The organism is Cupriavidus sp. U2, assembly GCF_009663685.2.
GTDB classification, from domain to species: Bacteria; Pseudomonadota; Gammaproteobacteria; order Burkholderiales; family Burkholderiaceae; genus Cupriavidus; species Cupriavidus necator_C.
The window spans coordinates 27,660-43,564 of the sequence record NZ_RCOG02000025.1 but is presented as its reverse complement, the minus strand read 5'-3'; the positions used below and the strand labels follow the sequence as shown (position 1 = coordinate 43,564).

Here is a 15,905-nt window from a genome sequence, read left to right as displayed (position 1 = left end):
TTTAGGCTCCTTGCCCGGCACCAGCCGGACTATGTTCTGTGTCCCGCCAAAACTGCAGCAGGAGTTCATTTACCGATTGACTCGCCTCGTACTGAACCCAATGCCCCGCTGCCGGAACAACGAACACGCGTGTGTGGCCATTCAGGTATTGCGTATGAGAACGGGGACGGGAGGCGCGGATGATGTCCGGAATATCGGTAGGGATGACTGTGACGTCTGCATCCCCCCAGGCCATGAGAAGCGGACCCTCAAAGCTAAAGATTGCCTTTTGAAGGCCTCCCTTCCGGGAGATGACCTTGCTGCGAAATCGGGTCGATTGGCATGCCGCCGTGTGGATTTCTAGCGCCTCGTCGTCCACTTCGGTCCACTCCGCGAACATGAATGTGGCAAGGTTATGCCGCAACGCCTCGGCAAGCGCATCTGCACCCGCAACGCGCCTCCAGTCGACTAGATCGCGCGTCAACCTGCGGGAACCGCCATGTCCGACAGGACCAAGCAACGCGAGGCTTCGAACCCGAAGCGCCAGCAGCTCATGGTGCACAAGATGAGCTGCAGCAAATCCACCAAACGAGAAACCCACCAGGTCGACGCGTCCGTCACAGGTGGGTAGTTGGTCTATCGATTTCGCCAAAAGGCCGACAAATCCGGCCATGTCAGCCACCGGCGAGTCGTCGGAGTCGCCAAACCCTGGCATATCGGGAATCAGCAGCCGGCGTATCCCCGACAACGATTCGATATTCCGAGCCCAGTGTCTCCACGAGCCATGACCGCCATGCAGAAGAATCGCTGGCGGGCCGTCGCCGACGACCCGCCATGCGACTTTGCAGCCGTCCACCGAAGTCGTCAGGACTTCAGGAACCGAGGACTGCGACTGCATCACCGGCCACCACGCCGCGTCCTTGCGGCAGGACAAAGATGGGGTTGATTTCGGCTTCCACCAACTTTTCACCGAGCGAAGCAACCATGCCTGAGAAGGCTACGATGGCATCTGCCAGCGCATCCACATCCGCCTTCGGCCGACCCCGATAGCCCTCCAGCAGCGGTGCGGTCTTCAACGAACGGATCATCTCAAGTGCGACAGTCTTCGACAATCCGCGGCCCCGTGGCAGCAGCCGCAGGGTCGTGTCTTCGAAAAGTTCGGCGGTGACACCTCCCATGCCAAGGAGAATGCCGGTACCGAGGGGGTCCCGGTGCATGCCGAGAATAACCTCAACGCCGCCCTTCACCATTTCCTGTACCAGGAAGCGAGTCGGGCGCGTGCCGACCGCTTTCTCGACTTGGTCGCCCATCTGAATCAGACGCTCACCAATTTTAGCTGGGTCCACATTGACAGCCACCCCGCCGACGTCGCTCTTATGGGTGATTTCGCCAGAGAGAATCTTCAGCACCACGCCACCCTCGAACTGCCTGGCGGCAGCGAGAGCTTCCTCTTGGCTCTTCACCACCGTCTCTCGCGTCACTGGCACCCCAAACGCACCAAAGAGTGCTTTGCCGGCAGCCTCATCCAGTGAACCCGAACCAAAGCTGTCAAGGTTGGGAGCTGCCTTCGGTTCGGTTCCGAGATCCTCTGCGGTATTAAACGAGCTGGAGTGCAACATCGCTTGGAAAGCCACGGTGCACGCCTCAGGGGCCGAAAACGCCGGCACTGCGCACTGATTCAAGAGCGACGCCACTTCCGGCGCGTGCGGGCTGACGTATGCGATAACCGGCTTGGCGCTGGTCGGCAAGCAATCGCGAATTGCATTCGCCATCAGGTCGGGCATTGCCAGACTCGACGATCCAACAATCACAGTTACTGCGTCGTAGCTCGGGCTGTCCAGCAGAATGCGAATCGCCGCACGAAGCAGGTCCGGCTGCAGGCCGGCTAACGTAACGTCAATCGGGTTTCGGTCCAGCGCAGCATGATCTCCTTTCTGCAGCGCTCGCAGCTTTTCAGCAGTCTCTTCATCTGGGGCCGGAGTCTCGAAACCAGCGACACCCAGGCTATCCGAAACCAGCGTACCAGCACCGCCTGTAGAGGTGAGGATTGCGATTCGCTTTCCCGCCAGTTTTCGCCCCGTGGAGAGCGCGGCTGGGATATCCAACAGGTCTGCGAAGGACTGCGCACGAATGACGCCCACTTGGTCGAACAACGCGTCATACATTCGGTCCGCACCCGCGAGCGCACCAGTATGCGATACGGCGGCACGCGCGCCGCTCTCCGAACGACCAATCTTGAATGCTACAACGGGCTTGCCAGCGCGAGCCGCCTTAAGTGCAGCACGCCGGAAGGTTTCCGGGTTGCGGATGCTCTCGACATAAAGCGCGATTACCTTGGTGGCCTCATCGTCGGCCAGATAATCGACAAAGTCCGCCAGGTCGAGATCCACCTCGTTGCTCGTCGAAACAAGCTTGGACATACCGATGCCTCGCGCCGCGGCACGTGACAGAAGAGCGCCGAGGATGCCGCCGCTTTGCGAAACAACACCGATGCTGCCGGCCGGAAACTTATCCATCTCCAACGCACCGCTAGCAGACAGCGGAATTCCGTCAGTCAGGTTCACCAGGCCGATCGTGTTCGGGCCGAGCAGCCGCATATTCCCCGCAGCCTCAATCAGCTCAGCTTGACGCCGTGCGCCCTCGGGGCCGGTTTCAGTGTACCCGCTTGCCAGCACAATCGCGGCACCGGCGCCCTTGGCAGCGAGATCGCGAACGGCCAAATGCGCACGCTCAGCGCCAAGCAATACGATACCGACGTCGGGTACCTCAGGCAGGGAAGCTACGTCCGGGTAGCACCGCAGACCATCAATCTCACCAACCTTCGGGTTAATAGGATAGATGGCGCCGGTGAACCCGTGCTTACGGAGATACTGGACCGGCCGACCAGCAGTCTTCGTTGGGTCAGCGGATGCACCGATTACAGCGACGCTACGCGGTGCCACAAGGCGTTGGATTGCATTCATGGCTCAGCCTTTGTCTGCGAGTTTATTCAGGAAAGCCAGCACGGATTCACGGTGTTCAGTGCTGGTGTAGCAGATGCCTTGGGCCTGGCTGCCCTGAGCAAAAATCTGATCTGCCGCCAGTTCGTAGGACTGATTCATGATTGTTTTACCCAGCGCGATTGCAGTCGGCGAACCTTGACTCAGTTCTTTCGCCCATGCCACAGCGTCTTCTAGAAGGCTGTCAGCCTGGCTGACTCGATCGACAATGCCAATCTCCTTAGCCTCTTCAACCGCGACCTTCCGACCGGTAAAGACCAGCTCCTTGGCCTTCGCCAGGCCAACCCGTCGCGGCAGGAAATACATGCCGCCACCATCCGGAATCAGACCACGATTGATGTACGACCACGAGAACGACGCATGTTCGGATGCGATGACAAAGTCGCAGCACAACGCCGTGTCAGCACCCAGACCCGCCGCCGCACCATTGACCGCCGCAATAGTCGGCTTAGGCATGGTGTGGAGCAGCTGTTGGGTGTAGTGCACACGCTGCTGGCGGCTCCAACCGTTGAAACCAACCTCGCCTTGTGGTGCTTCCATCCGGCGCTTCATACCGGATACGTCGCCGCCGGCACAGAAACCCTTACCGTTTCCGGTGATAACCAAAGCCCGCACAGCTTTGTCGGCCGTAATGCGCTCGAGTGCATCGATGAACTCGGTTCGCATGTCGTCACTCATCGCATTGCGCTTCTCGGGACGGTTCAGAGCAATGACAGCAATGCCAGACTCGTACTTCAGTTCGATAAGGGAGTAGTTTTCCATGTTTCAATCCAGTTTTCGTGACGGCAACGCGGTCAGTCAGCCGTGATGTTTGATTCCTTGATGATCTTGCTCCAGCGCTGGCTCTCACCGGCGACATACCGCCCAAAATCCTCAGGTGATCCAGCGCTTACAGTGAGACCTTCCTGTTCAGCACGTTTGCGAAAAGCTTCCGTTTGAACTGCCTTCTTGGCTGCAGCATTCAGGCGTGCGATGACATCCTTCGGCGTGCCTGCCGGCACGAAAAGGCCATACCAGCTGTCGGCGGCGTATCCTGGAACACCGCTTTCGGCGATGGTCGGAACCTTGCTCAGACCGCCCGCCTGTGATCGTTGAGCCGTGGTCACTGCAATCGCGCGGAGCTTCCCGCTCTCAAGGTGCGGCCCTACCGCCGCCGCGGTTGCAAACATCACATCGACCTGCCCACCAAGCAGGTCAGTAATTGCCGGGCCCGCCCCACGATATGGGATATGATTCATGTCTACCTTGGCCAGCTTCTTGAAGAGCTCACCGGCCAAGTGGGCCGATGTGCCCGCGCCTTGCGAGGCGTAGCTGATTCTTCCCGGCTTCGCTTTGGCAGCCGCAATGAGATCTTGAACGGACTTAATCGGACTGTCCGGGCGAACTACCAGCACGTTCGGTGAGCGACCGACGAGCATCACCGGCGCAAAAGCCTTTTCCGTATCGAAGGGCAGCTTCTTGTGAAGGCTCGGGTTGACCGCGTGCGCCAGAGTTGCCATCACCATCGTGTAGCCATCGGGCGCGGCCTTGGCGACCGCATCCGTACCGATGATGGTGCTACCGCCAGGCTTGTTATCCACGATAACGGGCTGGCCCAGATCCTCGCCCATCGTGATTCCCATGGCACGTGCAACCAAGTCCGTACCACCGCCAGGAGCAAACGGAACGACTAGGCGAATCGGCTTATCGGGATAAGCAGCAGACACTGCGGATGGCGCCAGAGCCGCTGCCAGCGGAATCAAAGCGACAGCGATGCTTCGTACGAATGTCGCACGGATGATGTTCATACTTGTCTCCTGTTGACGAATGCTTGTCCGCCCGAGATGAGATACGTCTTCTATCTCAGTGCGCTTCTTTGATAGATACAGGTTAGCGACAAGCTTGCGATCGGACATCCCCAAAATTCCATGCAGTGGAATTTACTTCGAACAACAATGGAAGCCGTCGTCGAACAACGCACGCAGGCAAAACAAAAAAGCCCGGTGGTTGGCACTCCGTCGGGCTAACCCTGCCTCAATTCCTGGAGACTGTACGAAGTCGGACAGGGGGTCATACAATTCAGCTGCGTATTACTCCGGCTTCACGCCCCGTTCCGTGATGAGGCGCGACCACTTCTCACCATCCGAACGGATCCGGGTAGCAAATTCCGAAGGAGACGAAGGTGCCGGAGTCATACCCATGGTCGTGAGACTAGCCTGCACTTCCTTGTTCGCGAGCGTCTTGCGAATAGCAGAATTAAGTTCCTGGACAACCTTCTGTGAGGTTCCAGCTGGTGCCATCACGCCGTACCAGTTCTCAGCGATGACCCCTTTGATACCACTCTCTTCAAGCGTTGGTACGTTGGGAAGATAAGGTAGCCTCGCACTGGTCGTGACGGCGATGGGCTTAAGCTTCTTCCCGGTGATGAACGTTAGTAGACCAGAGGCATCGCCGAAAAAAGCATCAACTTGCCCGCCAATGGTGTCGGTGATTGCCGGCGCTGCACCCTTATAGGCAACGTGCAGGAAGTCCGCGCCCGTCGACGCCTTGAAGAGTTCGATAGCCATATGTGGCATGCTACCGATCCCGGACGAAGCGAGCGAAACCGGCTTGCCCGAGCGACTCAAAGCAACAATGTCTTTTGCCGTCGCAAACTTGGAATTCATGGGAGCAACGATGACCTGCGGCGTGGTCGTCACAAGAGAGACGGGAACCAAGTCCTTCTCAGGCTTATAGGACAGGTTCTTATACAACGCCGGATTGATAACGATTGCGCCGGCGCTGGTCAGAAAAAAGACCGAACCGTCAGCGGGCCCCTTCGTTACCGCGCTGACTGCGATAGCGCCATTTGCACCCGGGCGGTTGTCAATAATGACCGTTCGCTTGAGCTCCACCTCGAGTTGCTTTGCAATGGACCGTGCGAGTGCGTCAGCAGGTCCACCCGCCGGAAACGCGACCACCATCCGGGCGATATCCGTCGCCATTGCAGATTGCGAGCAAAGCGCTGCCATTGCGGAGGCCAAAGCCACCCGCAGGAATGTCCTTCTCATATTACTGTCCCCTCTATAGAAACTCTTGTATCGGTGCCTGTCAGCCGCCGATTGCGCCTTGCGTGTTTACGTACAGGGCGTAGATTGACGTGCACGATGCCATAAAAAGTCGGTTACGGTGGCGACCACCGAAACACAGATTAGCGCATCGTTCAGGAAGGCTAATGTGACCAATAGCCTCACCGTCCGGAGCGAAGATCCGTACTCCGTCAAGCTCAGGAGTACCCATTCCCCAACCGCACCAAAGGTTTCCGTCCACATCTACCCTGAAGCCGTCAGGGGTGCCGGGGCCAGCATCAATCAACACCTTGCTGTCCGTCAGGCTTTCACCGTCGCCGGATACGTTAAAGGCACGAATCCGACGTGGACGGGTGCGGGACTCGATGACGTACAGGAGCTTCTCGTCCGGAGAGAAAGCCAAGCCATTCGGACCGCTTACATCGTCTGCAACCACGCTCAGCGCTCCGGTATGCAGATCAATGCGATAGATTCGCTCGGGAAGCTCGGCTACGGCTTTCTCGCCCTGGTAGAACCCAAGGATGCCAAACGGCGGATCCGTGAACCAGATTGATCCATCCGACTTCACAACCACATCGTTGGGGGAGTTCAGCGGTTTCCCGTCGTACTGGTCCGCCAGAACTGTGATGGAGCCATCGTATTCAGTCCGAGTGACTCGTCGACCGCCGTGTTCGCACGTAATCAGGCGCCCCTGCCTGTCGCGAGTATTCCCGTTGGCGTTGTTAGACGGCTTACGAAAGATAGTTGTGTTGCCCGTTTCCTCGTCCCAGCGCAGAATCCGGTTGTTCGGCACGTCGCTCCAAAGCAGACAGCGTGCATCGCCGAACCACACCGGACCTTCATTCCATCGCCCACCGGTAGCGATGCGGTCAATTGCCGCCAGAGGCAAGTGGTACTTTTCGAACCGATGGCTAAGTGCCTGAATGCGTGCGTCCGGGTAGCGAATGGGCTCAACCGACAAGGATGCGTCCTGCATGATGGTCTCCTCTCTGGGATTGTTATTGATACAAGCTGCTGGGGTTCTCAGATAGAACGGCTCTCAGCATTGCTTCATCACCGACAGCGGAACCAAACCAAGAGAGCAGCGCATCGTCCTTAGGCACAGGGTAGGTCAGGTTCGGGTGGGGCCAGTCCGTTCCCCAAATTGCGCGCTTCGGCGCCGCTTCGAGGAGGCGCTGCAACACCGTTTTTGCCTCCGCCGCGTCCAGCCGACCCTTAGTAATACGGTCAACTCCGGAAACCTTAATCCATACGTTCTCCTGGCGAAGCAGCGTGCAGACGTCATCAAGGCAGGCAGCCAGGTCTGGCGCGTCAACGGCGAGGCGAGCCATGTGGTCTATGACGAGCTTGACGCCGTAGTGGCCAGCGGCATCCACGGCCGCAATAACGTTCTTGGGCTCTCCGTGGATCAGTGCGTGCCAACCATACGGTCGGATGCGCTCAACAAGCGCTCGCACCTTTCCCGCATCAAACGAGTTGCCCAGATGGCTCATCAAACCAATCCGAATCCCCTTGACGCCGCGAGTCGCCATCATCGCGAGCTTCTCATCCGAGATGTCAGGCGAAATGACGGCGATACCTCGATACGTCCCTTTGCTAGCATCCAGAGCTGTCAGCAACGCGCAATGATTCGACCCATAGTTCGCTGCCTGGACAATGACACCGTGGGTGATGCCTATCGATTTGTGTACGGCTCGCAGGGCATCGAATGGTGCTGCCTCGGGAACGTAGAGCGCTTCCTTCGGGAGCGGATACCGGTCATACGGGCCATAGATATGGGTGTGGCAATCCCACACCGGAGTGGAAACCGACATACTTTCCCTGCCTTCAATCATTTAGTTCGCCGTAGCGCCAGTCTCTTTGACAACCTTCGTCCAACGGACGTATTCCTTGTGGATGAGCTCGTGATACTGCGCAGGCGTACCGCCGGTGGGATCCGCACCTTGTGCTTGCAGAGCCTTCACGACTTCCGGCGACTTGAGAGTCTGGTTCAGTTCGCGATTCAGTCGCTCGACGACCGGCGTCGGAGCGCCTGCCGGCGCTACGATGCCTTGCCATGTCCCCGAGTCAAATCCAGGGATTACGGTTTCCGCCAAGGTTGGAACATCAGGCAAAACCGACACTCTCTTCGACGTCGTGGCTGCAATTGCGCGGAGCTTTCCATCTTTGATGAATGGCAGGACTGCGTTCAAGCTTCCCGACATCATGAAATCAATACGGCCAGCCAGAAGGTCGGGCAGTGCCGCCGCGTTGCCCTTGTACGGCACGTGGTTGAACTTCGTCTTCGTCTTGTCGGCGAACACCGCACTCGTGAGGTGATCAATGGTGCCGTTACCTGACGATCCAAAATTCAGCTGACCTGGCTTGTCCTTCAGCAATTTGATAAAGTCCGCCGGTGTCTTAACCGGGGACGCCGAGTTCACGATGAGGACGAGCGGCACATTCGCTGCGTAACCGACCGGCGCGAAAATCTGGTCCGGATTCAGCTTCGGAAGGTTGAACAGCGCAGGAGAGATCGCGATCGAGGAGCTGTTATAGAGCAGCGTATACCCGTCGGCCGGCGACTTTGCTACAAATTCCGCCGCAATGTTGCCACCCGCGCCTGGACGGTTATCGACGATAATTTGCTGCCCCAGCCGAGAACTCATGTCTTTCGCAATGACGCGAGCGATGATATCAGTGGGACCTCCAGCCGAGAACGCCACCACCAGCCGGATCGGTTTGTCCGGATAAGCCCCAGCGGCTACGGCGGGCCATGCTACGACCCCCAGTACAGCAGCAGCCACCAGGCCGAGCGACCGACGACGCGTCACGCGAAAACTTGACTTCATTGCGACTCCTAGACTTCTCTTGCTCTGTAATGTGGGATTCGGGGCTAGTCGCAGCGAACGCTCATACCACCGTCGACAACGATCTCAGTGCCGGTAACGAACCGAGCTTCGTCCGAGGCCAGGAAGAGCGCCGCGTTTGCTGTGTCGCGACCATCGCCCATAAAGCCAAGGGGAATTCGAGCCTGACGTTGCGCCAGCAGCGAATCGACGTCGCCGCCGGCTCGCTGGCCCGCAAGACGCGCCTCAACCATCGGCGTGTGCATCTGACCAGGAACAACCGTGTTCACGCGAACGTTCTTCTTTGCATATTCGACTGCGACCACGCGAGAGAACTGGATGATGGCGGCCTTGGCCGATGCGTAACCCACTTGAGCAGCCCCAGTCCAGCGGATACCCGACGTCGACGCGGTATTCACGATGGCGCCGCTGCCCTGCTTTTCCATGTGCGGCAGCACGTGCTTGCACGTCAGGAAGACGCTCTTCAGGTTGAAGTTAAGTTGACGATCCCAGTCTTCTTCACTCAGTTGAACTGGGCCACCCTTCGCGGACCCTCCAACGTTGTTGACCAGGATGTCCACGCGACCAAATCGCTCAACACAGGCCTCAACCATGGCTGCGACGGCTGCAGAGTCAGTCACATCGCAGAGATGCGATGCAAACTCTCCACCAACGGCTGCCAGGCGGTCCAAGGTTTCCACCATCGGATCTTGGTTCTTGTCCACCGCGAAGACCTTCGCGCCTTCTTCAGCGAAACGCACTGCCACAGCACGACCATTACCCCAACCCGGACCAACACAACCTGCACCGGTGACGATGACGACTTTTCCTTCCAGACGACCAGCCATTCTGAATACCTCTATCTGTTGATTCGCAAACGAAGTTAATTGGGGATCTCCGAGCCGTTAGGCTTTCTGGAGCTCCGGCGCGCTCCCGTCGGGAGGCACGACGCCAAACACGTTGATGGTCATGGAGATCAGCGTGTAGTACCCAGCGACGCCCACCAGGTCTACGACCATATCCTTGCCAAGGACATCAAGTGCGCGCTGGTAGAGCGCATCCGAGACATTGCGCGTAGCGTGGAGCTCAGTAATGAAGTCGTAGACGACTGCTTCATCGGCGAGCGAAAACTCCGGCGTCTTTCCAACGCGAATCGCTTCGACCACGTCGGACGGCACGCCAGCCTTCAGCGCGATAGGCTTGTGGGCCCACCACTCGAACTCAGCCATCCAAGTCCGGGCCATTACAAGAATGGCAAGCTCGGACAGTCGCGGCGGCAGGGCCGAGTCATAACGGCAGTACTGGCCAAGTGCTTGGGCGCGGCTGGCAAGACCTGCGCGGTGCAGCCACATGGCCAGCGGGCCACGTACTTGGCCACGTGGACCGGATGCGATAGCGTCGTACACCTCTCGCTGTTCCGGCGACAGTTCTTCAGGCTTGAGTGGCTGGAGACGTTCCATGGTGCTTGTGTTCCGAAGTGAGAATGAACCGGAACACCGCACCGGGCGCCGCCATCGATGAGTATCGATGTGCCGCCAGGTAAGGCTTGTCTCCGTTTCATTTTTGGTTTGATGGCTATATTTTGGGTGGACCGATCGATAGCGTCCAATACAAATTTCGGAAGAGACTAATTCCCGATTAGAATAAGTTAGACCAATCGACACCCTCGTGCTGCGATGCAGCACCTCCTCCAAATGCTCGAACTCAGGACTCTCCGCCTTTTTCTAGTGCTCGCCGAGGAACTCCATTTCGGCCGCGCCGCGCAAAGGCTCTCGATATCCCAACCACCGCTGACAAAGCATATCCAGCAGTTGGAGGAAGATTTAGGCGTGCAACTTTTCGACCGCAACCGACGTACTGTCAAGCTGACACCCGCAGGCTCGGCGCTGGTGCGCGAAGCACGCCGCATGCTGAACCAGCTTGATGCAACGGTAGAGGCGGTCAAGAAGGCAGAACACGGCGACATCGGCTACCTTCGCATTGGTTTTGTAGCGGCTGTCCTCTACATGAACATCGAGAACATTGTCAGGAAGTTCGAGAAAGACATCGGTGAGATTGACCTGACCTGGGAGGAAATCAGCACAGCGGAGCAAGTAGACGCCTTGCAACGCGACCGGATTGATCTTGGATTCGCCCAAATAGGGACACCACCTGCTGAGTTGCGCGCCCACGTCGTTCACAAGGAGCGTCTGGTTGCCGCGTTACCGGACGACCACCCTGCGGCAAAGCGTAGGAAGATCGACCTTTTCCAGCTAGCAGATGTCCCTTTCGTCACAATTCCGCGAGACAGTGCACCCGCGTACTTCGACCTCGTTACCGCCACGTGCGTGCAAGCTGGATTCAGCCCCCACATCCGCCACTATGCCAAGCACCTGCTTTCCGTGGTCAGCCTAGTAGGCTTGGGACGAGGGTTCGCTCTTGTCCCTGCGACGCTTGCTAAAGCTTCCTTGCCCGGCGTAGCACTGAGAGAGCTAAACGATGTCTCAGCCGTGGCGGAGTACTCTGCAATTTGGAACCCCACGAACCAATCGCCGGTACTGCTGCGGGCTTTGAAGGCACTCGGAGTTCGGGACCTGGACAGTTCAGCTACCTAGTTTCGGGGAACGGCCAAGCTAAGGATATCCTTGACGGGCGTCGTGCTCAGCTTTCCAAAAGCAGCGATCAACTCGTCTCCTTGCGCCGGTGACAAGGCAGACTCTGTCAATGCCCTGAACTTCGCAAAAATGGCCGCCGGGCGCTCAGGATTCTCCGCTGAGCCTGACGGATTAGTTCGGTTCGCCCGTACGCGCCTACCATCCCGAGACTCAAGCTCCACCCATCCGCAGAAGCTCGCCGGATACAGCGCATCGAGCTGGGGATCGCGGACGATCTCCATTGCGTTGGCAAGTGCGACAACCTCCGGGTCAGACAGCCGCTTGTCGTCAAACTGGGGAGGGAGGACCTGTCCATCGATAAGGGCCACGGCTAAGCTGTAGCGTCCGCTCATCTGGGCGTTCAGCACGCTTCCCGGCTCATAGCTGTAACCGCACTGCACGTCCACGACAGTAGGCATACCGACCCTGATACTCCCATGGCGAGACCACTTTTCCCTCAGCTGAAGGGCGCAGTCCACGTGCGAGTGCGCACTGCCACAGCAGGCATACGGCTTGAAATTTGTCCGCGGCATACGCCACTCCCGGCCCAAGCCCTCGAGGATTTCGCCCGGTCTAGGATCATCCGAAAACGCCTTCAACCAGCCGCCATCTTCGGTCTCGAACAGCTTTCCTGGCCCCGTGAGTCCGCGCGCCGCCAGCTCGGCAGACATCACGCCAGCATGAGCCCCGCGACCCGGATGGAAGCGCTTCGAGTCGGAACCATCGCATGCGAATGCGAAGAGGCCACCTGATTGGGTACCGGCGAGGCCGAGTGCCCAAGAGGTCCGTAGAGCGTCGAGGCCGAGCATGACCGCCGAAGCCGCCGCAGCACCCAGAGGTGCGCACACGGCAGTCATGTGCCACCCCTTCATGCGGGCAAGCGCAGGCTGCAAAGCGAGGGAGCAGCGGATCATCGTCTCGTAGCCCACGGCGATTGCGGTTTCCACCCGCTCGGGTTCTACATCGTGCAGTTCTGCCAAAGCGAAGACTGCCGGCAACACAACAGCGCCGAGATGGACCTTTGCGTTGTGAAAATCGTCCAGCTCGTACGCGTGAGCCGCTGCGCCATTCACAAGAGCGGCATCGGCTGCGCGATATAGCGGCGTCGAACTGCCCCACGCGCGCGCTCCGTTGACACGCGGAACCTGACTGCCGTCGGCAGCCCAACCTGCGATGGCTTTTGACCACGGTTGGTCATGGCCAGTAAGTCCAGCCCCAAAAGTGTCGAGAGACAGCAAGCCGACGGCCTCTCTTACCTCCGCCGGCAGGTCGGCATTCGTTACGCTAGAAATCCATGACGCAAGCGATGTTGTAATGGCAACATCAGGCCGGTCGAGATAGGCAGTCATTCCTACTTCAATCAATCTGAATGTTGGCCGCCTTGACGATGGCGGATACTTTGGTAAGGTCGGAGTTAATCAAAGCCTTGAACTGCTCTGGGGTCGATTGCACCGGTTCGAACGACATATCGGAGAACCGAGCCTTCACTGCGGGATCTTGAACTGCTTTGTTGATTTCTCGCGAAAGACGTTGCGTGATGTCCGCCGGCAGGTTCGCCGGGCCCCAGATGCCGTACCACGACAGCAATTCAAAACCTGGCAGCCCACTCTCCGCTACCGTCGGGACATTGGGAAGTTGAGGAATCCGCTTGCTGCTGGTGACCGCGAGAACCTTCAACCGTCCCCCCTTCACGAATGGATACACACCAGGCATTGGGGATACGGCAGCTGTCACATGGCCCCCCATTACGTCATTGAGCTGGGGAACTGCTCCCTTGTAGGACACAATTTCCATTTCGAGCTTGAACGAGTGGCGAATCATCTCTTCAGTAAGATGACTGGTAGTGCCTAGCCCGGATGTTGCCCAGGTGTAGGCTTTCGGCTTCGCCTTCGCGAGCTGTACAAGTTCGCGCAGAGAGTTTGCAGGAACATTCGGATTCGCGACCACCAGCAGCGGTACGTGGCCAATTTGACCAATCGCGGTATAGTCCTTGATCGCGTCATACGGTGCGTTCTTTGCAACCAGAGGTAGATAGACTTGGCTAGAGGCGTTGAAGAGAAGCGTATAGCCATCCGACTGAGCCTTGGCAACCGCTTCCGATCCGATCATCCCTGACGCGCCTGGGCGGTTCTCCACAATAATGGGTTGCCCCATCTGACGCTGCAGTTGCGCCGCGACCAGCCGGCCAACCGTATCGATGGATCCGCCGGGGGTGTAGGGAATCACCATCTTGATGGGCCGATTCGGGTAGTCCCCCGCCGCATGCGAGGACAGGCCGATTGCCATCGACAGGGCACCAGCAAGGCCGGTGACGACACGTCGCGTGCTAAATCCAAATACCGCCATGGAAGTCTCCTCCTAAGTGTTCTTATGCTGCTGGCCGGTCGTGAGCACCGACCGCGCATGCAGCCCACTTTAAGAATCGCCCCGCCAAGCGTCCAATACTGATTGCCTCCATGAGTTATAGGGCTGACGAATCAGACAGGCCTCACGTCTTCCCTAGCATCCAAAGAATGCACTTCGAGCTATCCTTACGCTGGGAAACACAAGGGAAGTCGGATGGAACTGCGCCAATTGCTCTACTTCGTCACTGTTGCTGACGAACTGAACTTCAGCAAAGCTGCGGTGCGACTGCATATGTCTCAACCTCCTCTGTCTCAGCAAATCAAGGCGCTGGAAGACGAGATTGGCGTAGAACTCTTCACCCGCAACCGAAGGGAAGTCAGGCTCACCGACGCAGGGCGCGCCTTTCAATCCGACTGCCGCTCAGTTCTCGAGCAAGTGCGGGTTGCAGTATCCACGGCACGCCGTACCGCAGCGGGTGACATAGGTACCCTTCAGATCGGGATGGTCACCTCCGGTATCTATCACGTGTTACCGACGATCCTTAAACGTATGGGCGAAAGCTTTCCGGGTCTGCATATCGCGGTAACCGACATAGGCTCAGCTGACCAGGTGCACGCCGTCATGCAGGGAAAGCTTGATATCGGCGTCGTCCACTCAGTTCCTACGCGAGCAGGTCTCGAAAAGGCCCCTATTTTCACTGAGCACTTTTCGATCGTCGTGCCAGAGGGACATGAGTTCACGACGAAGTCGGACCTCACGATCCGAGATTTAGAGGGTATGCCTTTGGTTGCTTTTTCCCGCGACCATGCGCCGGCTCTTTTTGACGCCATGATTGCATCGTGTCTGGATGCAGGCTTCAGTCCGACTATCGCGCATACAGCGCGTAATCCTCTGACAACCTTTCAGATGGTCAGACTCGGGTTAGGGGTTGCTCTCGTACCTCGCTCGTACGCTCGCGCAGGAATGCCCGGAGTCGTCTTTCGTGAAATTGAAGAAACTGCCGGGCATATTCAGCTCTATGCCATATGGCGCGAGCAAGGACCAGGGGAACTCGTGCGCAAGGTCCTTGCCACCGTTATGAGGGAGCCAATAATTAGCTGACGGGGGTCGCAGGGCTTTCGGCCGCAGCGTAACGCCCCTTGAGGTATCCAACAATTGCCTCGGCCACTTCGTCCAGACGCTCTGGCAACAGTGCATGGGCAGCATTACGAATTGTATGATTCGTGACCTGTTCGCCCAAATACTCGCTGAGGACATTCGCGTACCGCTGAGGCGCAATGACGTCATACTCCGCCTGGACGTTAAAGATTGGCTTGCCACCGCCAGCGAAGAAGTCGTCTACAGGCGTCCGTTTCTGAGCGAAGGTCTGCATCGCCATCAGTTCAGTGTTCCAGCCTGACAACCAACTGGTTGGATCGTTACCCGGCGCGAAGAACACTGCTTTCAGGCTTTCGAGACGGACGTCATCAGGAAGGCCCAGATTTCCGCATTGTTCGATCTTTGCACGAATCTCCGCAGGAATAGGTACCGCATCGACCCCGCGAGGCACCTTGCCGGCAGAGCCTGCTAGCAGCACAAGTGAACTGACTAAGTGCGGATAGTCGCTGGCAGTTGTCCGAGCAATCCAGTTTCCGTGGGCGTGTCCGACGATGACCACCGGTACCTGACCGGAGTGTTCGATCACGGCGGCGATATCGGCAGCCCAATCGTGCAGCGTCTTGTTTTCGAGGGGACCAGTGCTCCGACCGTTCCCCCTAGGTTCAGGACAGAGCACACGATAACCGGCACCCACCAACGGCTCAGCAAGTTCGAGCATGTCCATCGCACCACGACCAAGCGATGGCAACAGCACGACTACGGGACCCTTCCCCGTGGCATATACCTCGATAGAGACCTCGTCGTCGCGACGAACATCGTAACGCTGCACCGACGCCGGCAGCGCGTCGTGCGACGCCTTCTGACAGTCAACTTGCATACTTACCTCTTCAGTGGTGGGCGATCAGACATCGCAGAAAAAGACACTCCACAAAACTGTACCGAGAGGGCAACGCAATATCCAATATGGATTCTGAC

Annotated in this window: 15 protein-coding genes; 2 read left to right on the top strand and 13 right to left on the bottom strand. The window is 58.1% G+C overall.

Going from position 1 to position 15,905, the window contains the following annotated elements; translation table 11 throughout:
* Position 1: 1 nt before the first annotated feature.
* From D9X30_RS18435 to D9X30_RS18390, 10 genes are all read right to left on the bottom strand, one after another.
* A complete protein-coding gene (locus D9X30_RS18435; protein ID WP_153950125.1) occupies positions 2–877 on the bottom strand; it encodes an alpha/beta fold hydrolase in 876 nt (291 codons plus the stop codon).
* A complete protein-coding gene (locus D9X30_RS18430; RefSeq protein ID WP_153950124.1) occupies positions 852–2,942 on the bottom strand; it encodes an acetate--CoA ligase family protein in 2,091 nt (696 codons plus the stop codon). The genes D9X30_RS18435 and D9X30_RS18430 overlap by 26 nt, the downstream gene beginning before the upstream one ends.
* 3 nt (positions 2,943–2,945) lie before the next feature.
* A complete protein-coding gene (locus tag D9X30_RS18425; RefSeq protein WP_153950123.1) occupies positions 2,946–3,740 on the bottom strand; it encodes an enoyl-CoA hydratase/isomerase family protein in 795 nt (264 codons plus the stop codon).
* Positions 3,741–3,772: 32 nt separating this feature from the next.
* Positions 3,773–4,765, bottom strand: a complete 993-nt coding sequence (locus D9X30_RS18420) for a tripartite tricarboxylate transporter substrate binding protein (protein WP_029051424.1) — start codon at positions 4,763–4,765, stop codon at positions 3,773–3,775.
* Positions 4,766–5,047: 282 nt separating this feature from the next.
* The gene (locus D9X30_RS18415) at positions 5,048–5,941 is read right to left on the bottom strand and encodes a Bug family tripartite tricarboxylate transporter substrate binding protein (RefSeq protein WP_228771117.1); all 894 of its coding nucleotides are present in this window, start codon (positions 5,939–5,941) and stop codon (positions 5,048–5,050) included.
* 106 nt (positions 5,942–6,047) lie between these two features.
* Positions 6,048–7,001, bottom strand: a complete 954-nt coding sequence (locus D9X30_RS18410; RefSeq protein WP_029051426.1) for an SMP-30/gluconolactonase/LRE family protein — start codon at positions 6,999–7,001, stop codon at positions 6,048–6,050.
* Positions 7,002–7,023: 22 nt separating this feature from the next.
* Positions 7,024–7,860 carry an amidohydrolase family protein gene (locus D9X30_RS18405; RefSeq protein ID WP_092603516.1) on the bottom strand — a complete coding sequence of 279 codons (837 nt, stop codon included), beginning with the start codon at positions 7,858–7,860 and terminating at the stop codon, positions 7,024–7,026.
* Complete coding sequence (locus tag D9X30_RS18400) at positions 7,861–8,856, bottom strand: Bug family tripartite tricarboxylate transporter substrate binding protein (RefSeq protein WP_029051428.1); 996 nt, start codon at positions 8,854–8,856, stop codon at positions 7,861–7,863.
* Positions 8,857–8,900: 44 nt separating this feature from the next.
* Entirely contained in the window at positions 8,901–9,701 is an 801-nt protein-coding gene (locus tag D9X30_RS18395; RefSeq protein WP_029051429.1) for an SDR family NAD(P)-dependent oxidoreductase, read from the bottom strand.
* A 57-nt stretch (positions 9,702–9,758) separates the two neighbouring features.
* Positions 9,759–10,313 carry a carboxymuconolactone decarboxylase family protein gene (locus D9X30_RS18390; RefSeq protein ID WP_029051430.1) on the bottom strand — a complete coding sequence of 185 codons (555 nt, stop codon included), beginning with the start codon at positions 10,311–10,313 and terminating at the stop codon, positions 9,759–9,761.
* Between the two features lie 234 nt (positions 10,314–10,547).
* Here D9X30_RS18390 and D9X30_RS18385 point away from each other — a divergent pair, with 234 nt between their 5' ends.
* Entirely contained in the window at positions 10,548–11,447 is a 900-nt protein-coding gene (locus D9X30_RS18385; RefSeq protein ID WP_049815945.1) for a LysR family transcriptional regulator, read from the top strand.
* Here the strand turns inward: D9X30_RS18385 and D9X30_RS18380 are convergent.
* Both D9X30_RS18380 and D9X30_RS18375 read right to left on the bottom strand, forming a co-directional pair.
* Positions 11,444–12,835 carry an MmgE/PrpD family protein gene (locus tag D9X30_RS18380; RefSeq protein WP_153950122.1) on the bottom strand — a complete coding sequence of 464 codons (1,392 nt, stop codon included), beginning with the start codon at positions 12,833–12,835 and terminating at the stop codon, positions 11,444–11,446. The genes D9X30_RS18385 and D9X30_RS18380 overlap by 4 nt on opposite strands.
* Positions 12,836–12,842: 7 nt before the next feature.
* Entirely contained in the window at positions 12,843–13,832 is a 990-nt protein-coding gene (locus tag D9X30_RS18375; RefSeq protein WP_092603512.1) for a Bug family tripartite tricarboxylate transporter substrate binding protein, read from the bottom strand.
* Between the two features lie 213 nt (positions 13,833–14,045).
* Between D9X30_RS18375 and D9X30_RS18370 the strand changes: the two genes are divergently transcribed.
* Positions 14,046–14,933, top strand: a complete 888-nt coding sequence (locus D9X30_RS18370; protein ID WP_029051633.1) for a LysR family transcriptional regulator — start codon at positions 14,046–14,048, stop codon at positions 14,931–14,933.
* On the opposite strand, the gene D9X30_RS18365 is transcribed toward D9X30_RS18370, so the two are convergent.
* Entirely contained in the window at positions 14,926–15,807 is an 882-nt protein-coding gene (locus tag D9X30_RS18365; RefSeq protein ID WP_153950121.1) for an alpha/beta fold hydrolase, read from the bottom strand. The two genes, D9X30_RS18370 and D9X30_RS18365, sit on opposite strands and share 8 nt — an antisense overlap.
* Positions 15,808–15,905: the final 98 nt, after the last annotated feature.

Bases quoted from the DNA above. Each gene is read 5' to 3' on its own strand.
- D9X30_RS18435 (WP_153950125.1), bottom strand. From the start codon at position 877: ATGCAGTCGCAGTCCTCGGTTCCTGAAGTCCTGACGACTTCGGTGGAC.
- D9X30_RS18430 (WP_153950124.1), bottom strand. From the start codon at position 2,942: ATGAATGCAATCCAACGCCTTGTGGCACCGCGTAGCGTCGCTGTAATC.
- D9X30_RS18425 (WP_153950123.1), bottom strand. From the start codon at position 3,740: ATGGAAAACTACTCCCTTATCGAACTGAAGTACGAGTCTGGCATTGCT.
- D9X30_RS18420 (WP_029051424.1), bottom strand. From the start codon at position 4,765: ATGAACATCATCCGTGCGACATTCGTACGAAGCATCGCTGTCGCTTTG.
- D9X30_RS18415 (WP_228771117.1), bottom strand. From the start codon at position 5,941: ATGGCGACGGATATCGCCCGGATGGTGGTCGCGTTTCCGGCGGGTGGA.
- D9X30_RS18410 (WP_029051426.1), bottom strand. From the start codon at position 7,001: ATGCAGGACGCATCCTTGTCGGTTGAGCCCATTCGCTACCCGGACGCA.
- D9X30_RS18405 (WP_092603516.1), bottom strand. From the start codon at position 7,860: ATGATTGAAGGCAGGGAAAGTATGTCGGTTTCCACTCCGGTGTGGGAT.
- D9X30_RS18400 (WP_029051428.1), bottom strand. From the start codon at position 8,856: ATGAAGTCAAGTTTTCGCGTGACGCGTCGTCGGTCGCTCGGCCTGGTG.
- D9X30_RS18395 (WP_029051429.1), bottom strand. From the start codon at position 9,701: ATGGCTGGTCGTCTGGAAGGAAAAGTCGTCATCGTCACCGGTGCAGGT.
- D9X30_RS18390 (WP_029051430.1), bottom strand. From the start codon at position 10,313: ATGGAACGTCTCCAGCCACTCAAGCCTGAAGAACTGTCGCCGGAACAG.
- D9X30_RS18385 (WP_049815945.1), top strand. From the start codon at position 10,548: ATGCTCGAACTCAGGACTCTCCGCCTTTTTCTAGTGCTCGCCGAGGAA.
- D9X30_RS18380 (WP_153950122.1), bottom strand. From the start codon at position 12,835: ATGACTGCCTATCTCGACCGGCCTGATGTTGCCATTACAACATCGCTT.
- D9X30_RS18375 (WP_092603512.1), bottom strand. From the start codon at position 13,832: ATGGCGGTATTTGGATTTAGCACGCGACGTGTCGTCACCGGCCTTGCT.
- D9X30_RS18370 (WP_029051633.1), top strand. From the start codon at position 14,046: ATGGAACTGCGCCAATTGCTCTACTTCGTCACTGTTGCTGACGAACTG.
- D9X30_RS18365 (WP_153950121.1), bottom strand. From the start codon at position 15,807: ATGCAAGTTGACTGTCAGAAGGCGTCGCACGACGCGCTGCCGGCGTCG.